The organism is Pseudomonas sp. C32 (assembly GCF_030417915.1).
Taxonomy (GTDB): Bacteria; Pseudomonadota; Gammaproteobacteria; order Pseudomonadales; family Pseudomonadaceae; genus Aquipseudomonas.
On record NZ_JAUHUK010000013.1, the window covers coordinates 127,536 to 143,244 of the forward strand.

The 15,709-nt window shown below is 62.3% G+C and carries 15 protein-coding genes; 9 read left to right on the forward strand and 6 right to left on the reverse strand.

Annotated features, from left to right (window positions below; all coding sequences use genetic code 11):
* Nucleotides 1–9: 9 nt before the first annotated feature.
* From QYH43_RS16565 to nrdR, 3 genes are read right to left on the reverse strand one after another with little or no spacing between them, the layout of a single operon-like run.
* On the reverse strand, nucleotides 10–675 hold the full coding sequence (locus QYH43_RS16565; protein WP_008059524.1) for a riboflavin synthase: 666 nt from the start codon (nucleotides 673–675) through the stop codon (nucleotides 10–12).
* Nucleotides 676–722: 47 nt separating this feature from the next.
* Nucleotides 723–1,856, reverse strand: a complete 1,134-nt coding sequence (gene ribD, locus QYH43_RS16570; protein WP_301157464.1) for a bifunctional diaminohydroxyphosphoribosylaminopyrimidine deaminase/5-amino-6-(5-phosphoribosylamino)uracil reductase RibD — start codon at nucleotides 1,854–1,856, stop codon at nucleotides 723–725.
* The gene (nrdR, locus tag QYH43_RS16575) at nucleotides 1,853–2,317 is read right to left on the reverse strand and encodes a transcriptional regulator NrdR (RefSeq protein WP_003228656.1); all 465 of its coding nucleotides are present in this window, start codon (nucleotides 2,315–2,317) and stop codon (nucleotides 1,853–1,855) included. The genes ribD and nrdR overlap by 4 nt, the downstream gene beginning before the upstream one ends.
* Before the next feature lie 127 nt (nucleotides 2,318–2,444).
* Between nrdR and QYH43_RS16580 the strand changes: the two genes are divergently transcribed.
* Genes QYH43_RS16580 through trxA form a run of 3 tightly spaced genes read left to right on the forward strand, consistent with a single transcriptional unit; the run spans nucleotide 2,445 to nucleotide 4,493 of the window.
* Nucleotides 2,445–2,909 carry a YbaY family lipoprotein gene (locus QYH43_RS16580; RefSeq protein WP_095057321.1) on the forward strand — a complete coding sequence of 155 codons (465 nt, stop codon included), beginning with the start codon at nucleotides 2,445–2,447 and terminating at the stop codon, nucleotides 2,907–2,909.
* Nucleotides 2,906–3,562 carry a methyltransferase gene (locus QYH43_RS16585; protein WP_301157467.1) on the forward strand — a complete coding sequence of 219 codons (657 nt, stop codon included), beginning with the start codon at nucleotides 2,906–2,908 and terminating at the stop codon, nucleotides 3,560–3,562. The genes QYH43_RS16580 and QYH43_RS16585 overlap by 4 nt, the downstream gene beginning before the upstream one ends.
* Before the next feature lie 58 nt (nucleotides 3,563–3,620).
* Nucleotides 3,621–4,493 (forward strand): thioredoxin, encoded by an 873-nt coding sequence (gene trxA, locus QYH43_RS16590; protein WP_095057323.1) that lies wholly within the window; start codon nucleotides 3,621–3,623, stop codon nucleotides 4,491–4,493.
* A gap of 35 nt (nucleotides 4,494–4,528) precedes the next feature.
* Here trxA and QYH43_RS16595 read toward each other — a convergent pair whose 3' ends face one another.
* Nucleotides 4,529–4,870 carry a hypothetical protein gene (locus QYH43_RS16595; RefSeq protein ID WP_301157468.1) on the reverse strand — a complete coding sequence of 114 codons (342 nt, stop codon included), beginning with the start codon at nucleotides 4,868–4,870 and terminating at the stop codon, nucleotides 4,529–4,531.
* Nucleotides 4,871–5,006: 136 nt separating this feature from the next.
* Between QYH43_RS16595 and QYH43_RS16600 the strand changes: the two genes are divergently transcribed.
* From QYH43_RS16600 to QYH43_RS16620, 5 genes are all read left to right on the forward strand, one after another.
* On the forward strand, nucleotides 5,007–5,576 hold the full coding sequence (locus tag QYH43_RS16600) for a DUF2796 domain-containing protein (RefSeq protein WP_301157469.1): 570 nt from the start codon (nucleotides 5,007–5,009) through the stop codon (nucleotides 5,574–5,576).
* A 131-nt stretch (nucleotides 5,577–5,707) separates the two neighbouring features.
* The gene (locus QYH43_RS16605) at nucleotides 5,708–6,418 is read left to right on the forward strand and encodes an ABC transporter ATP-binding protein (RefSeq protein ID WP_095059445.1); all 711 of its coding nucleotides are present in this window, start codon (nucleotides 5,708–5,710) and stop codon (nucleotides 6,416–6,418) included.
* A 1-nt stretch (nucleotide 6,419) separates the two neighbouring features.
* Nucleotides 6,420–7,685 carry an ABC transporter permease gene (locus QYH43_RS16610; RefSeq protein ID WP_095059446.1) on the forward strand — a complete coding sequence of 422 codons (1,266 nt, stop codon included), beginning with the start codon at nucleotides 6,420–6,422 and terminating at the stop codon, nucleotides 7,683–7,685.
* 11 nt (nucleotides 7,686–7,696) lie between these two features.
* Nucleotides 7,697–8,215: a DUF3299 domain-containing protein gene (locus QYH43_RS16615; protein ID WP_095152674.1), complete on the forward strand. Its 519-nt coding sequence runs from the start codon at nucleotides 7,697–7,699 to the stop codon at nucleotides 8,213–8,215.
* A gap of 198 nt (nucleotides 8,216–8,413) precedes the next feature.
* Nucleotides 8,414–9,112, forward strand: a complete 699-nt coding sequence (locus QYH43_RS16620; RefSeq protein WP_095152670.1) for an OmpW family protein — start codon at nucleotides 8,414–8,416, stop codon at nucleotides 9,110–9,112.
* A gap of 183 nt (nucleotides 9,113–9,295) precedes the next feature.
* Here the strand turns inward: QYH43_RS16620 and QYH43_RS16625 are convergent, their stop codons facing one another.
* Nucleotides 9,296–10,225, reverse strand: a complete 930-nt coding sequence (locus QYH43_RS16625; protein ID WP_301157470.1) for an NAD-dependent epimerase/dehydratase family protein — start codon at nucleotides 10,223–10,225, stop codon at nucleotides 9,296–9,298.
* Nucleotides 10,218–11,102 carry a sugar nucleotide-binding protein gene (locus QYH43_RS16630; RefSeq protein WP_301157471.1) on the reverse strand — a complete coding sequence of 295 codons (885 nt, stop codon included), beginning with the start codon at nucleotides 11,100–11,102 and terminating at the stop codon, nucleotides 10,218–10,220. The genes QYH43_RS16625 and QYH43_RS16630 overlap by 8 nt, the downstream gene beginning before the upstream one ends.
* Before the next feature lie 234 nt (nucleotides 11,103–11,336).
* On the opposite strand from QYH43_RS16630, the gene QYH43_RS16635 reads away from it, so the two are divergent.
* Nucleotides 11,337–15,659 carry a DEAD/DEAH box helicase gene (locus QYH43_RS16635; RefSeq protein ID WP_301157472.1) on the forward strand — a complete coding sequence of 1,441 codons (4,323 nt, stop codon included), beginning with the start codon at nucleotides 11,337–11,339 and terminating at the stop codon, nucleotides 15,657–15,659.
* Nucleotides 15,660–15,709 lie beyond the last annotated feature (50 nt).

Genomic DNA, 15,709 nt, shown 5'->3' on the forward strand with positions numbered 1-15,709 from the left:
CCCCTTGAGTCAGGATTTGAGGTAGCCGTTGGCGGCCAGAAAGCTTTCGGTAATGGTGCTGCCGGCAGTCGGCTCAGCGGCCTTGTCGCCCAGCAGCAGGCGCTCCAGATAACGGGCCAGCAAGTCCACTTCCAGGTTCACCCGGCGACCCGGCTGATACGACGCCATGATCGTTTCGCTCAGGGTGTGCGGAATGATGGTCAGCAGGAACTCGGCGCCATCGACCGCGTTCACGGTCAGGCTGGTGCCGTCGACGGTGATCGAGCCTTTATGGGCGATGTACTTGGCCAGTTCTTTCGGCGCGCGGATGCGAAATTCCACGGCGCGGGCATTTTCGGTACGGGCAACCACTTCGCCCACGCCATCGACGTGACCGCTGACCAAATGCCCGCCGAGGCGAGTGGTCGGGGTCAGGGCTTTTTCCAGATTGACCGGGCTGCCGCTTTTCAGGTCGTTCATGGCGGTGCAGTCGAGGGTTTCGCGACTGACGTCCGCCGCAAAGCCGTTGCCCGGCAATTCAACGGCCGTCAGGCACACGCCGTTGACCGCGATGCTGTCGCCCAGTTTGACGTCGCTCAGGTCGAGCTTGCCGGTTTCGACGTGAACCCGCACATCACCGCCCTTTGGGGTCAGTGCACGGATACTGCCGATGGATTCGATGATGCCGGTGAACATGGGGTTCTCCTCGAGAACAAAGCCAGCGCTTTAGCGTTGGCCGGGAATTATACGCTCGCGGCTGGCGCAGGAATGGCAATGACTCGCCAGTCATCGCCCACGGCGCGAATTTCGATGATTTCAAGCTCGGGTGCATCCTTCATCTGCGCGAGCGGCCAGTCCAGCAGTGGTCGCGCCGAAGAGCCCATGAACTTGCCGGCAATGAAGATGTGGAACTCGTCCACCAGACCGAGCTGGGCAAAGGCACCCGCCAGCCGTGGACCGGCCTCGACCAGTACTTCGTTGACGTCACGGTTGGCAAGCTCGACCAACAGCTGGCGCAGATCGACCTGACCATCGTAGCCGGGCACGATCAGGCATTCCGGGCCATTGGCATATTGCTCCTCCACCGCCACACAGGTCGCGACCAGCGCCGGGCCAGCCTTGAAGAACGGCGCATCCAGCGGCACGCGCAGTCGCCCATCGACCAACACACGCAACGGCGGTCGGCTCATGGCCAGTGCCGTTTGTTCGGCATCCAGGCCGAGTTCATCGGCACGTACGGTCAAACGGGCGTTATCCGCCAGTACCGTGTCGGCACCGGTCAGCACCACGCTGGCCTGAGCACGCAGACGCTGAACTGCCGAACGCGCTGCGGGGCCGGTGATCCATTGGCTTTCGCCGCTTTCCATCGCGGTGCGACCGTCCAGACTCATCGCCAGTTTGACCCGCACGAACGGCAAGCCGTGTTCCATGCGTTTCAGGAACCCTTGATTGAGCTTGCGCGCCTCGCCTTCCAGCACGCCGCTTTCGGTGGCGATACCGACCTGCTCCAGGCGTTGCAGACCACGACCGGCGACTTCCGGGTTCGGGTCCTGCATGGCCGCGACCACCCGCGCCACGCCGGCATTCACCAGCGCATCGGCGCAGGGCGGCGTGCGGCCGTGGTGGCTGCAGGGTTCCAGCGTCACGTAAGCGGTGGCGCCACGCGCCTGTACACCGGCCGCGCGCAAGGCGTGGACTTCGGCGTGGGGCTCGCCGGCGCGCTCATGCCAGCCTTCGCCGACAATCTGCCCGTCACGCACGATCACGCAGCCAACCCGTGGATTGGGGTGCGTCGTGTAGTGACCTTTGCGCGCCAGTTCCAGGGCGCGGGCCATGAAATGCGCGTCGAGGATGGCTTGTTCGGTAGGCGTGGTCATTCTTTCACCGGCTCACGGGCCAGGCGATCGATCTCTTCGCGGAACTCGTTGAGGTCCTGGAAGCGGCGATACACCGAAGCGAAGCGGATATAGGCGACTTCGTCGAGCTTTTGCAGCTCGGCCATCACCAGTTCACCGACCACGAGGGATTTGACCTCGCGTTCGCCGGTGGCACGCAGTTTATGTTTGATGTGCACCAGCGACGATTCAAGGCGCTCTACACTCACCGGGCGCTTTTCCAGCGCCCGCTGCATGCCGGCACGGAGTTTTTCTTCGTCGAACGGCTGGCGACTGCCGTCGGTTTTGATCAGGCGCGGCAACACCAGTTCAGCCGTCTCGAACGTCGTGAAGCGCTCGCCGCAGGCCAGGCATTCACGCCGGCGGCGCACCTGTTCGCCCTCGGCGACCAGACGCGAGTCGATGACCTTGGTGTCGTTGGCACCGCAGAAGGGACAGTGCATGGTGGCAGGCAACAAAAAAAGGGAGGGCCATGGTAGCGCATCCCGGTGGCAAGACAAGCCATAGGGTTTGCGGTATACAGACGGGATGATCACTTGATCCATGGAATTCAGCTTTATGGAGCCACCAATGTCGTTACGTCCGCTCATTTTGCTCAGTGTTTTCAGCCTGCTGGCGGCCTGCAGCAGCGATGCACCCCAACCCCAGCCGCCAACACCCGGCCCCGCGCCTCAACAAGCGCAGAAAAAAGCCCGGGAAGCCGCCGAACTCGGTCCGCTGCCCGCGTATCAGCGCGAATTGAGCGGCACCTTGCAAGGTGTACCGGACGGCGCCGAAGTCGAACTGGCGCTGCTGGTGATCGACGATAAAGACCGACCGCAACAATTGATCGCCAGCTCCAGCCTGATCGGTACCAATCAGGCCCTGCCGTTTCGCCTGCGCTTCAACCCGGATTCATTTCCGGCCGGTGCCCGCGTTGAACTGCGTGGCCGCGCCAGCCAGTCCGGGCAGTTGATCCTGCATCTGCCGTCGCGAACGATCACGCAGCCGACCACCCAGGCCCTGGGCCAAATGCAGTTCGTCAAAGCCCCATGAGTGCACCGCTCGACCTGCAACAGGCCTTGGGTGAACTGCTGGGCGATGCGCAACTGGTGGCGTGCGGGTTGCCGGGGACCGACCTGAAGCTGTGGCTGATCGACGGCGATAACATGGACCGCGCCTTCAGCCCGGAAGAAACCCGGCGCATCCTGTATGAGCCGCCGTACTGGAGTTTTTGCTGGGCCAGCGGGTTGGCCATAGCCCGTTATCTCGCCGACAACCCGCATTGGGTCGAGGGCAAACGGGTGCTGGATTTTGGCGCCGGCTCTGGCGTGGCGGGGATTGCGGCGGTCAAGGCCGGGGCGCTCGAAGTGGTGGCGTGCGACCTTGATCCGCTGGCGATTGCCGCCTGCCGGGCGAATGCCGAGCTCAATGACGTACAGCTGAATTATTCGACCGACTTTTTCGCCGAGGCCGATCGCTTCGATCTGATCCTGGTGGCGGACGTGCTGTACGACCGGGCGAACCTGCCGCTGCTCGACGAATTCCTCAGTCGTGGCCGGGAAGCGCTGGTGGCGGATTCCCGAGTCCGGGATTTCCGTCATCCGTTGTACCGTCGCATTGAAATGCTCGAGGCCATGACCCTGCCGGATCTGGCCGAGCCGGAAGAGTTTCGGCATGTGAGCCTGTACCACGCGCGTCGGACTTGAAGCCGAAAAAGATCGCAGCCCTTATAGTGAGCACATTCACGCTTTTACGAGATCCCTCATGAGTCAGCAAACGCCGTACATCTTCGACGCCACGACGGCCGATTTCGATCAGTCGGTGATCGAGAACTCCTTCCACAAACCGGTGCTGGTGGATTTCTGGGCCGAATGGTGCGCGCCGTGCAAAGTGCTGATGCCGATGCTGCAGACCATTGCCGAGAGCTATCAAGGTGAGTTGCTGCTGGCCAAGGTCAACTGCGACCTCGAGCAAGACATCGTCGCCCGCTTTGGCATTCGCAGCCTGCCGACCGTGGTGTTGTTCAAGGATGGTCAGCCGGTAGACGGTTTTGCCGGCGCACAACCGGAGTCTGCTGTACGCGCTCTGCTGGAGCCCCATGTGCAGATGCCGCCACCGGCCGCCGCCGATCCGTTCGAACAGGCTCAGGCGCTGTTTGACGACAGCCGCTTCGCCGACGCCGAAGCCATCCTCACCGTGCTGCTGGGCGAGGACAACACCAACGCCAAGGCGCTGATTCTCTATGCCCGCTGCCTCACCGAACGCGGTGAACTGGGCGAAGCGCAAACCGTGCTGGATGCGGTCAAAAGCGACGAACATAAAGCGGCGTTGGCCGGTGCCAAGGCGCAAATCAAGTTTCTGGGTCTGGCCAGGGACCTGCCGGATGCCGCCGATCTGAAAGCACGCCTGGCGAAAAATCCACAGGACGACGAAGCGGTTTATCAACTGGCGATCCAGCAACTGGCCCGTCAGCAATACGACGCTGCGCTGGATGCTCTGCTGAAGTTGTTCACCCGCAACCGCAGCTACAGCGAAGGCTTGCCGCACAAGACCTTGCTGCAAGTGTTCGAACTGCTGGGCAATGATCACCCGCTGGTGAGCACGTACCGTCGCAAGTTGTTTGCTGCGCTGTATTAAAAATCAAAAGATCGCAGGCTGCGATCTTTTGCGGTCTATTCGATCCAGCTGTAGAGCGGCGTATCCCCGCCGCTCACCACTTTGACTTCCGGACTGTGGCGCAAACGCACCAACAGTCGCTTGCCCGCCGCCGCGCTGCCGGCCAGCCCTTCGAGCTGATCAAGCAACTCCGGCCCACTCAATTGCCCGGCCTTGCGCAACAAGTCCTTGGCAACCTGCCACAGCGCCTCGTCCTGATTCAGCGGTTTCGCCGCAGGCGTGCTGACGGCAGTTTTCTCGACCTGCAACTGCGCACCCAGCCGTGCCCAGTCGCTGTCATCCATTTCCAGGGTCAAATCCACCGGCCAGTCGCCGATGCTTCCGCGTATTCGCAACATAAGTCCGCTCCAGCACTTTTCTTCACTTGCATGCTCCCACGGGACTTGTGCAACGCCAAGCAGGCAGTCAAACTCTCCGCGCTTACGTTATAAGATTACATAACAGTTTCTTCATTTTACCGTCCGGAGATTTGCCATGCGCCGTCTGCTTCTCGCCCTGCCGTTTGCCTTGCTGCCGCTGGCTGTCGCCCACGCCGCCGAGGAACATGACCACGAGCACGGCAGTCTCGGTGCCCACGAACATGGCGTCGGACGCTTGAACGCGGCGCTGGACGGGCAAACCCTGCAACTGGAACTGGAAAGCCCGGCGATGAACCTGGTGGGCTTCGAACACGCTGCCGCCAGCGACGCCAACAAAGCCAAAGTCGCCGCCGTCCGTGCGCAGCTGGAGAAACCACAGGCGCTGTTCAATCTGCCGAAAGCTGCAGGGTGCGAGGTGGAAAAACAGGAACTGGAAAGCCCGTTGTTCGGCGACAAACCTGATGCGGACGAGGATCACGATGAAGGCGAACATCACCACGACCACAGCGAAATCCACGCCCATTACCAATTCACCTGCGCCACGCCAGACGCGTTGAAGACCCTGGATCTGGCGAACATTTTCACCCGTTTCCCGGCCACCCAAAAAATTCAGGTACAACTGATCGGCCCGAGCGGGCAGCAAGGGGTTGATGTGACGGCCAAAGCGGCCGCCCTCAAATTCTAAACTCACCGAAGATCGCCCCGCAGGAGCTGCGGAGTGAAACGAGGCTGCGATCTTTTGACCTTCAAAGATCAATAGATCGCAGCCTGCGGCAGCTCCTACGCAGGTCAATCAACACCCATGAAATCGACTAAATGACCCAACCACTTATCGAACTGTCGGACCTGGGCTTCAGTTGGCCCGGTCACCCGCCGCTGCTGGACATTCCGGCCTTTCGCCTGGAGCGCGGGGAAACGCTGTTTCTCAAAGGCCCCAGCGGCAGCGGCAAGACCACCCTGCTCGGCCTGCTCGGCGGTGTGCAGAAGCCTGATCGCGGCAGTATTCGTCTGCTCGGCCAGGAACTGACCGCGCTATCAGCCGGTGCTCGGGATCACTTTCGCGTCGATCACACTGGCTACATCTTCCAGCAGTTCAACCTGCTGCCGTTTTTGTCAGTGCGCGAGAACGTCGAACTGCCCTGCCATTTCTCGAAACTGCGCGCCGCACGGGCGAAACAGCGTCACGGCAGCGTTGATAAAGCGGCAGCCACCCTGCTCGCTCACCTGGGTTTGAAGGATGAAAGCATCCTCGGTCGACGCGCCGACTCACTGTCCATCGGCCAGCAACAACGGGTCGCCGCCGCACGCGCCTTGATCGGTCAGCCCGAGCTGGTGATTGCCGACGAGCCGACCTCGGCGCTGGATTACGACGCCCGCGAGAACTTCATTCGCCTGCTGTTCGCCGAGTGCCGCGAGGCCGGCTCGAGCCTGTTGTTCGTCAGCCATGACCAGAGCCTGGCACCGCTGTTCGACCGCAACCTGTCGCTGGCCGAGCTCAATCGCGCCGCCACCCCGTCCGAGGTCTGAGATGTATTTGTTCCGTCTAGCCATGGCCAGCCTGGCTAACCGCCGCTTCACTGCGATCCTCACTGCGTTCGCCATTGCCTTGTCGGTGTGCCTGCTGCTGGCCGTCGAGCGCGTGCGCACCGAGGCCAAGGCCAGTTTCGCCAGCACCATCAGCGGCACTGACCTGATCGTCGGCGCCCGTTCGGGCTCGGTGAACCTGCTGTTGTATTCGGTGTTCCGCATCGGCAACGCCACCAACAATATCCGTTGGGACAGCTTCGAGCATTTCGCCAACAACCCGAAAGTGAAATGGGCGATCCCGATGTCCCTCGGCGATTCCCATCGCGGTTATCGGGTGATGGGCACCACCGAAGCGTACTTCGAGCATTACCAGTACGGGCGCCAGCAACACCTGCAATTGAGCGATGGCCGCGCCTTCGAAACCGATCCTTTCGAAGTGGTGCTCGGCGCCGAAGTGGCCGAGGCGCTGCACTACAAACTGGGCGACAAACTGGTGCTGGCCCATGGTGTGGCAGCGATCAGCCTGGTCAAGCACGATGACAAACCGTTCACCGTGGTCGGTATTCTCAAGCGCACCGGCACCCCGGTCGACCGCACGCTGCACATCAGCCTCGGCGGTATGGAAGCGATTCACATCGACTGGCACAACGGCGTGCCGGCCCGCGGTGACGGTCGCGTCACGGCCGATCAAGCGCGCAACATGGACCTGACGCCGCAGGCGATCACCGCGTTCATGCTCGGCCTCAACAACAAGATTTCGACGTTTGCCCTGCAACGCGACATCAACGAATTCCGTGGTGAACCGCTGCTGGCGATCCTGCCGGGCGTGGCGCTGCAAGAGTTGTGGAGCTTGATGGGCACGGCGGAAAAAGCCTTGTTCGTGATCTCGCTGTTTGTGGTGCTGACCGGGTTGATCGGCATGCTCACGGCCATTCTCACCAGCCTCAACGAACGTCGCCGGGAGATGGCGATTCTGCGCTCCGTGGGTGCGAGGCCGTGGCACATCGCGACGTTGCTGGTGCTGGAAGCCTTTGCGTTGGCGCTATCGGGCGTGATCGCCGGTGTGGCGCTGCTGTATGTGTGCATCGCCGCAGCCCAAGGGTACGTGCAAGCCAATTACGGTCTGTATTTGCCACTGAGTTGGCCAAGTGAATATGAATGGACGCTGCTCGGTGGCATCCTGATCGCCGCGTTGCTGATGGGCAGCGTGCCGGCCTGGCGTGCCTATCGCCAATCGTTGGCCGATGGTCTGTCGATCCGTTTATGAGGATGTTGAAAATGCCCCGCGCTGTACTTGCGCTGTTGATGCTGGTCGCCCTGCCCCTGTGGGCGGCACAGCCCAAAGACCTGACCTGGTCGGAAATGATTCCGCCTGACGCGCCGGCTGAAGTGCCGAACATGACACCGCTGCACGATCTGTCGAAGATGAGCGATACGTTGTCGGCCGAATCGGCGCCGGCCGCCAGGCAAGACCTGCCCAACGCACCGGTGGTCAAGGCGCTCGACGGTCAGAACATCCGCTTGCCGGGCTACATCGTGCCACTGGAAGTGAACGAGGAAGGACGCACCACCGAGTTTCTGCTGGTGCCGTATTTCGGCGCTTGCATCCATGTGCCGCCACCGCCGTCGAACCAGATCGTGCACGTCAAAAGCGAAGTCGGGGTGAAGGTCGACGAACTGTATCAACCGTACTGGATCGAAGGTGCATTGCAGGTCCAGGCGTCCAGCAGCGAGTTGGCGGATGCCGGGTACCAGATGGCAGCGGACAAGATTTATTTGTATGAGTTGCCGGAGTGAATCCGCTGGTTTTTTGTTGCCCGCCAGACCGTCATCGATCGATTAACCCCCTGTAGGCGCGAGCTTGCTCGCGATGGGGACAGTAAAATCATCAAAAAAATCCATCCTTGCGCAATTTATTGAGCTAAATCAACAACGCAAAACCATTAGCCAGCTACCATTGGACATAGAAAATTTTCAACATCCTCTGGAGCCCCCATGAACAAGTCCTTGCTCAGCGCCTCGTTGGTTGCCCTCGCGCTCGCAGCCCCGCTCGCCCACGCCCACCAGGCCGGTGACATTCTCATTCGCGCCGGCGCAATCACCGTTAACCCGGAAGCCGACAGCTCCAGCGTCAAGGTCGATCAAGGCCCGCTGGCAGGTGCCGATCTGGGTGGCAAGGCGACCCTGAGCAGCGACACGCAGCTGGGCTTGAACTTCGCCTACATGCTCACTAACCACTGGGGTATCGAGCTGCTGGCAGCCACCCCGTTCGAGCATGACGTGAAACTCAAGGGCACCGCTCTGAGCGCGGCCAACGGCAAACTCGGCACGATCAAGCACCTGCCACCAACCCTGAGCCTGGTGTACTACCCGCTGGATCCGAAGTCGGCATTCCAACCGTACGTGGGCGGCGGCATCAACTACACCTACATCTACGACGAACACGTGAGCAGCGAAGCCGAAGCCGCTGGTTTCAGCGACTTCAAGGCAGAGAGCTCCTGGGGTATGGCGTGGCAGGTCGGTGCTGACTACATGCTGACCGACAATGTCATGATCAACGCCCAGGTGCGCTACATCGACATCGATACCCGCGCCACCGTCGAAAACGATTCGATTGCCCCAGGCACCCGGGCACGTGTGGACGTGGATGTGGACCCGTTCATCTACATGGTGGGTCTGGGTTACAAGTTCTAAAAAACGTTCACGTGGTGGTGAGCCTGGCTTAGTGGCGAGCAGACTTAGATCTGATGGCGAGCGCATTGCGCTCGACCGGGAGCACGCTCCCTCGCCACAGGAATTGCACACGCTGTAACGCACATTCCGGCCGTGAAAAAGGCGCCTGTAAAAAGGCGCCTTTTTCATGTCCGCGTGAAACGTTTATCGCCCCAACAACCGCGCCAGCCCCACACTCATAGGGGTCTGTTCTGTCGTGGTAAAGCGCTCCAACAGCCGCCGGTTGTTCGCCCGGGAATGACGAATGTCACCGGAACGCGCCGGTCCGTAGCTCACCACAGGCAACGCGCCGATCACCGTTTCAAGGGCCTCGAGCAACTGCTTGAGCGTCGTCGCCTGATTCCACCCGACGTTGACGGCGCCATTTTCGACCTGAGGTTTTTCGATGGCTTGCACCAGCAAATCGACCAGATCCTCGACATAGACAAAATCACGCGTCTGCTCGCCGTCACCGAACACCGTGATCGGCAGCCCTTTCTGGGCGCGCTCGCTGAAAATGCTGATCACCCCGGAGTACGGCGAGGACGGATCCTGGCGCGGGCCGAAGATATTGAAAAAGCGGAAGATCACTGGCTCCAGTGCATGCTGGCGTCGGTAGAAATCCAGGTAATGCTCGCTGGCGAGTTTGTCCGATGCATAAGGCGTCAAGGGTGCCTTTGGCGTGTCTTCGTCGATGGACTCACCTTCGCCATTATTGCCATACACCGCAGCGCTGGAGGCAAACAACACGCGTTTGACCCCGGCCTGACGCATGGCTTCGCAGACGTTCAGCGTACCGATGAAGTTGCTCTGGTGCGTCTTCACCGGATCGTCCACCGAGGCCTGCACCGAGGCCACTGCCGCCAGGTGCGCCACGGCACTGCAACCGACCATCGCCCGGGCAACCAGCGCCGCATCGGCCACGTCGCCGACGATCAGCTCGACCTTGGGATTGTCCAGCGGCAGGTTGCTGCGCTTACCCGTCGATAAGTCATCGAGAATGCGTACCGAATGGCCCTTGGCAAGCAAGGCGTCGGTCAGGTGCGAACCAATGAAACCGGCACCGCCGGTGATTAAAACGGGGCCGTCAGCCATGGCGATAAAACCTGTCCAGTAAACCGGGGAGTGCCGCACGCCAGGCGCGGGGTTTGATCCCGAAAGTGTGGAGAATTTTCTTGCAGGCCAGCACCGCGTGTTGCGGCTCTTCGGCAGCATCCGGGCGCGTGGCGTGGGCCTGGGCGGTCGGCGCTTCGATGGCCAACTCATGCAGGTTGCGGGCTTCGGTGAGAATCGCCTGCCCCAACGCCAGCGGCGTGGTCGCCTCATGCCCGGCGTAGTGGTACGTACCCCACAGCGGCGCGGCGCAATCGAGTTGCTTGAGTACCGAAATGATCACGCGGGCAGCATCGTCCACCGGCGTCGGATTGCCCCGGCGGTCGTCGGCCATCAACAGCTCTTCGGGGTTTTCAGCACGTGCCAGGAAACGGCCAAGGGTGCCATCGGGGCTGTCATCGAGCAGCCAGCCGAAGCGCAACAACACATGTTGCGGGCAGGTGGCGCGCACGCTCTGCTCGATCCGCCACAACGCCTGACCGCGCAGGCCCAAGGGTAGCGGCTCGTCTTTTTCGCTGTAGGCGGTGGCGCGGGAGCCGTCGAACACCCGATAGCTCGAAGGTTGCAGCAGCACGATATTGTGGTGTTGGCACAGCTCGGCCAGGCGCTCAATGGCCCGTTCTTGCTGGGCCAGGCGCTGTTCGCTGACCACTTCGGCCTGGAACCAGTCGAAGTAGTAGGCGAGGTTGATCAGCGCGTCGGGGCGCGTGTCGTCGAGCAGTTGCGTCAGGCTCGCGGCATCCCAGCCATCTTGTGGCGGGCGGGGGGCGAGGAAACCGATATCTTCCTCCGCACCGAGGCGAATCAGCGCCTGCCCAAGGGCATTTCCGCCGCCCAGTAACATAAGGCGCATTCGCATAGAGTCAGCAGGCCCAGTCTGATTGGAACGATGGTTTTTCGACAGCGCTTGCGGGCGATGTCGTTGAAAGTTGCAGGAATCGTTGCATTTTGCGGGTTTAGTGCGCAACCGTCATCCGTAAAGTGTAGATGTCCGAGATTTGTGGCGCTGCAACTGGCCCCCATCGCCAGCAAGCCGGCTCCTACAATGGTTTTGTACTTGCATCTTCGCGCCCTCCCCCGCATAAATTGCCCCATGAACCTGCCCATCCCCGCAGACAGTGCCCTGACAGGCTTTCACCCCGCCGTCAGCGCCTGGTTCAACCACACCTTCCCTGCGGTCACCGCCGCGCAGGCCCGGGCGTGGCCGTTGATCCGCCAGCGCCGCTCGACATTGATTGCCGCGCCCACCGGTTCCGGCAAGACCCTCACCGCGTTCCTCGCGGTCATCGACGACCTGGTCCACCAAGGCCTTGAAAGCCCCGACGGCCTGCCCGATGAAACCCTGGTGGTCTACGTCTCACCGCTCAAGGCCTTGTCCAACGACATCCAGATCAACCTGCAAAACCCCTTGGCCGGGATTGCCGAGCAATTGCGCGTGATGGGCCTGCCCGAATTGCAGATCACCACCGCCGTACGCACCGGCGATACGCCGCAAAAAGACCGCACGGCGATGCGCAAGATCGCGCCGCACATACTCGTCACCACCCCCGAGTCCCTTTACGTGTTGCTCGGCTCCGATTCCGGGCGGCAGATGCTCGCGACAACCCGCACGGTAATCGTCGACGAAATCCACGCCATCGCCGCCAGCAAACGCGGCAGTCATCTGGCCCTGAGCCTTGAGCGCTTGCAGGCGCTGTGCGCCGCACCACTGGTGCGCATCGGTCTGTCGGCCACGCAAAAACCCATCGAAGCGGTCTCGCGTTTTCTGGTGGGTCGCGATCGCCCTTGCGAGATTGTCGACATCGGCCACGCCCGCCCACGGGATCTGGACATCGAAGTGCCTCCGGTACCGCTATCGGCCGTGATGGCCAACGATGTCTGGGAACTCGTCTATGACCGTCTCGCCGCCCTCGCCCGGAAACACCGCACCACGCTGATTTTCGTCAACACCCGACGGCTGGCCGAGCGCCTCAGTCGTCACCTCAGCGAGCGCCTCGGCAAACACGCCGTGGCCGCCCACCACGGCAGCCTGGCCAAGGAGTTTCGGCTGGATGCCGAACAGCGGCTCAAGCGTGGCGACTTGCAAGTGCTGATCGCCACCGCATCGCTGGAGTTGGGCATCGACATCGGTGACGTCGACCTGGTGTGCCAGATTGCATCACCGCGCTCGATTGCCGGATTCCTGCAACGGGTCGGCCGCTCCGGCCACCAGGTCGGCGGAACGCCCAAGGGACGTTTGTTCGCCACCACCCGCGACGACCTGATTGAATGCGCCGCGCTGCTCGACTGCGTGCGGCGGGGCGAGCTCGATACCTTGTTGATTCCCCAAGCGCCGCTGGACGTGCTGGCGCAACAGATCATCGCCGAAGTCAGCTGCCAGGAGTGGCAGGAGCAAGCGTTGCTGGACATGTTTCGCCGCGCTTCGCCGTATGCCGAACTCGACGACAAACATTATCAGGCGCTGCTGCAGATGCTCGCTGAGGGCTACAACGGGCGGCAGGGTATTCGCAGCGCCTACCTGCATCGCGACGCCGTGACCCGCACCCTGCGCGGTCGTCGAGGCGCGAAACTCACGGCCGTGACCAGTGGCGGAACCATTCCGGACAACGCCGACTACAGCGTGCTGCTGGAACCCCAAGGGCTGAACATCGGCACCATCAACGAAGACTTTGCGGTGGAAAGCATCGCTGGCGATATCTTCCAGTTGGGCAACACGTCCTACCGGATCCTGCGCGTCGAAACCGGCAAGGTCCGGGTCGAGGACGCTCAGGGGCAGCCGCCGACCATTCCGTTCTGGCTGGGTGAGGCGCCGGGGCGCAGCGCTGAATTGTCTTCGGCGGTGGCGCGCCTGCAAGCGCACCTCGACGCGTTGCTCGGTAACACGCCGGGCAACCTGCAACCGGCGCTCGACTGGCTGACCGAGACCCTCGGCCTGAACTTCGCCAGCGCTGAGCAACTGGTGGAATACCTCGCCCCGGCGCTCCAGACGCTGGGTGCCCTGCCGTCGCAAGACACGTTGCTGATGGAGCGCTTTTTCGACGAGTCCGGTGGCACGCAACTCATCATTCACTCGCCTTACGGCAGCCGCATCAACCGCGCCTGGGGCCTGGCCCTGCGCAAGCGTTTCTGCCGCACCTTCAACTTCGAATTGCAGGCCGCCGCCAGCGAAGACGCCATCGTGTTGTCACTCTCCACCAGCCACAGTTTCGAACTGGACGATGTCTGGCGCTATCTGCACAGCAACAGTGCCGAACACCTCCTGATTCAGGCCGTGCTCGACGCGCCGCTGTTTGGCGTGCGCTGGCGCTGGAATGCCGGGGTGGCCCTGGCGTTGCCGCGCTACAGCAGCGGGCGCAAAGTGCCGCCGCAAATCCAGCGGATGAAAAGCGAAGACCTGATCGCCAGCGTGTTCCCCGATCAGATTGCCTGCGTGGAAAATCTCGCCGGTGAACGGGAAATCCCCGACCATCCACTGGTGGAACAAACCCTCGACGACTGTCTGCACGATGCCATGGACAGCGAAGGCTGGCTCGCCTTGCTGCGGCGCATGGAGCGCGGCGAGGTGCGCCTGATCAGCCGCGAGCTGCCGGCGCCCTCGCCGCTGGCGGCCGAGATTCTCAGCGCCAGGCCCTACACTTTTCTCGACGATGCGCCGCTGGAAGAGCGCCGCACCCAAGCCGTGCTCAATCGGCGCTGGAGCGACCCGCAATCGACCGACGACCTCGGCGCACTCGATACCGAGGCGATCAACGCCGTGCGCGAAGAAGCCTGGCCTGCGCCCACGGGTGGCGATGAAATGCATGAGGCACTGATGAGCCTGGCGTGCATCACCGACGCAGAAGCCGAAGCCAATCCGCAGTGGCGCGACTGGCTCAACGCGCTGGCCATGAGCGGTCGCGCCACCCGCTTACAGATCAACGACGGGCAATCGTTGTGGCTGGCGTTGGAGCGACTGACTTGCCTGCGGGCGATTTATCCACAGGCGCAATTATCGCCAGCCTTGCAGGCGTTGCCGGGTTTCGATGAGGTCTGGGAACAGGACGAAGCCGTGGTCGAAGTGGTCCGTGCGCGGCTCAGCGCCTTCGGCCCGTTACCGCTGCACGACATTGCCGCCCCCCTCGGTTTATCTGACCTTCAAGTGATCCAGGCGCTGGCGCAACTGGAGCGCGAAGGCTACGTGCTGCGTGGACGATTCACCCCGGGCAACCACGGGGAAGAATGGTGTGAGCGTCATCTGCTCGCGCGCATTCATCGCTACACGGTCAAGCGCCTGCGTAGGGAAATCGAGCCGGTGGCGTTACAGGATTTCATGCGGTTTCTGTTCGACTGGCAGCACGTCTCCAGTGCCACTCAGGGTCAAGGCGCGGCCGTATTGCCCGCCATCGCCAGTCAGTTCGAAGGCTACCCCGCCGCCGCGTCCGCCTGGGACAGCGACCTCCTGCCGGCACGGATCAAGGATTACTCGGCGAGCTGGCTGGATGAGTTGTGCCGCAGCGGCAGACTGGTGTGGACACGCCTGACCGCACGCAACAAGGGCACCGGCACCGGCACCGCGTTGCGCAGTACACCGATTGTGCTGCTGCCGCGCAGTCAGGTCGGACTCTGGAGCGGGCTGACCGAGCAGACGCCGGTCAGCGAACTGTCACCGAAAACGCAAAAGGTCCACACCGCCCTCAGCCAGCACGGCGCACTGTTTTTCGATGAGCTGATTCACGAAGCTCACCTGCTGCGCTCGGAGCTGGAAATCGCCTTGCAGGAACTGGTGGGCGCCGGGCTGGTGAACGCCGACAGTTTCGCCGGGCTGCGTGCGCTGATCACCCCGGCCAGCAAGCGCCAGCACCACCGCAGTCGCCACGGGCGCGGGGCGTTCATCGGCGGCATGGACGACGCTGGACGCTGGGCGTTGTTACGCCGTGGAAACGCCGCGCCGGTTGTTGATAACCCGCGTCCGTCGTCGACCCCGGCCGATACGCTGGAACACATCGCCATGACCTTGCTGCGCCGCTACGGCGTGGTGTTCTGGCGATTGCTGGAGCGTGAGGCGGATTGGCTGCCGAGCTGGCGCGAATTACTGCGCACGTTTCATCGCCTCGAGGCCCGGGGCGAGATTCGTGGCGGACGGTTTGTCAGTGGCCTGGCGGGGGAGCAATTCGCGCTGCCCGAGGCGATTCCGTTATTGCGCGAAGTGCGGCGTCGCCCCAAGGACGGCAGCCTGATCGCCGTGTGCGGGGTCGATCCGCTGAACCTCGCCGGCACCCTGCTGCCCGGCGCGAAAGTCCCGGCGCTGGCGAGCAATCGGCTGGTGTATCGCGATGGTTTGCCGGTGGCTGCCGAGATTGCCGGCAAGCCTTTGTTTTGGGCGGAGCTGGATCAGCGAGTCAGTGACGAGGTTCGGAATAAACTGATCCGGCATTGATGGCGTCTGCGCAGGCCCCATCGCTGGCAAGCCAGCGCCTACAGGTTGAT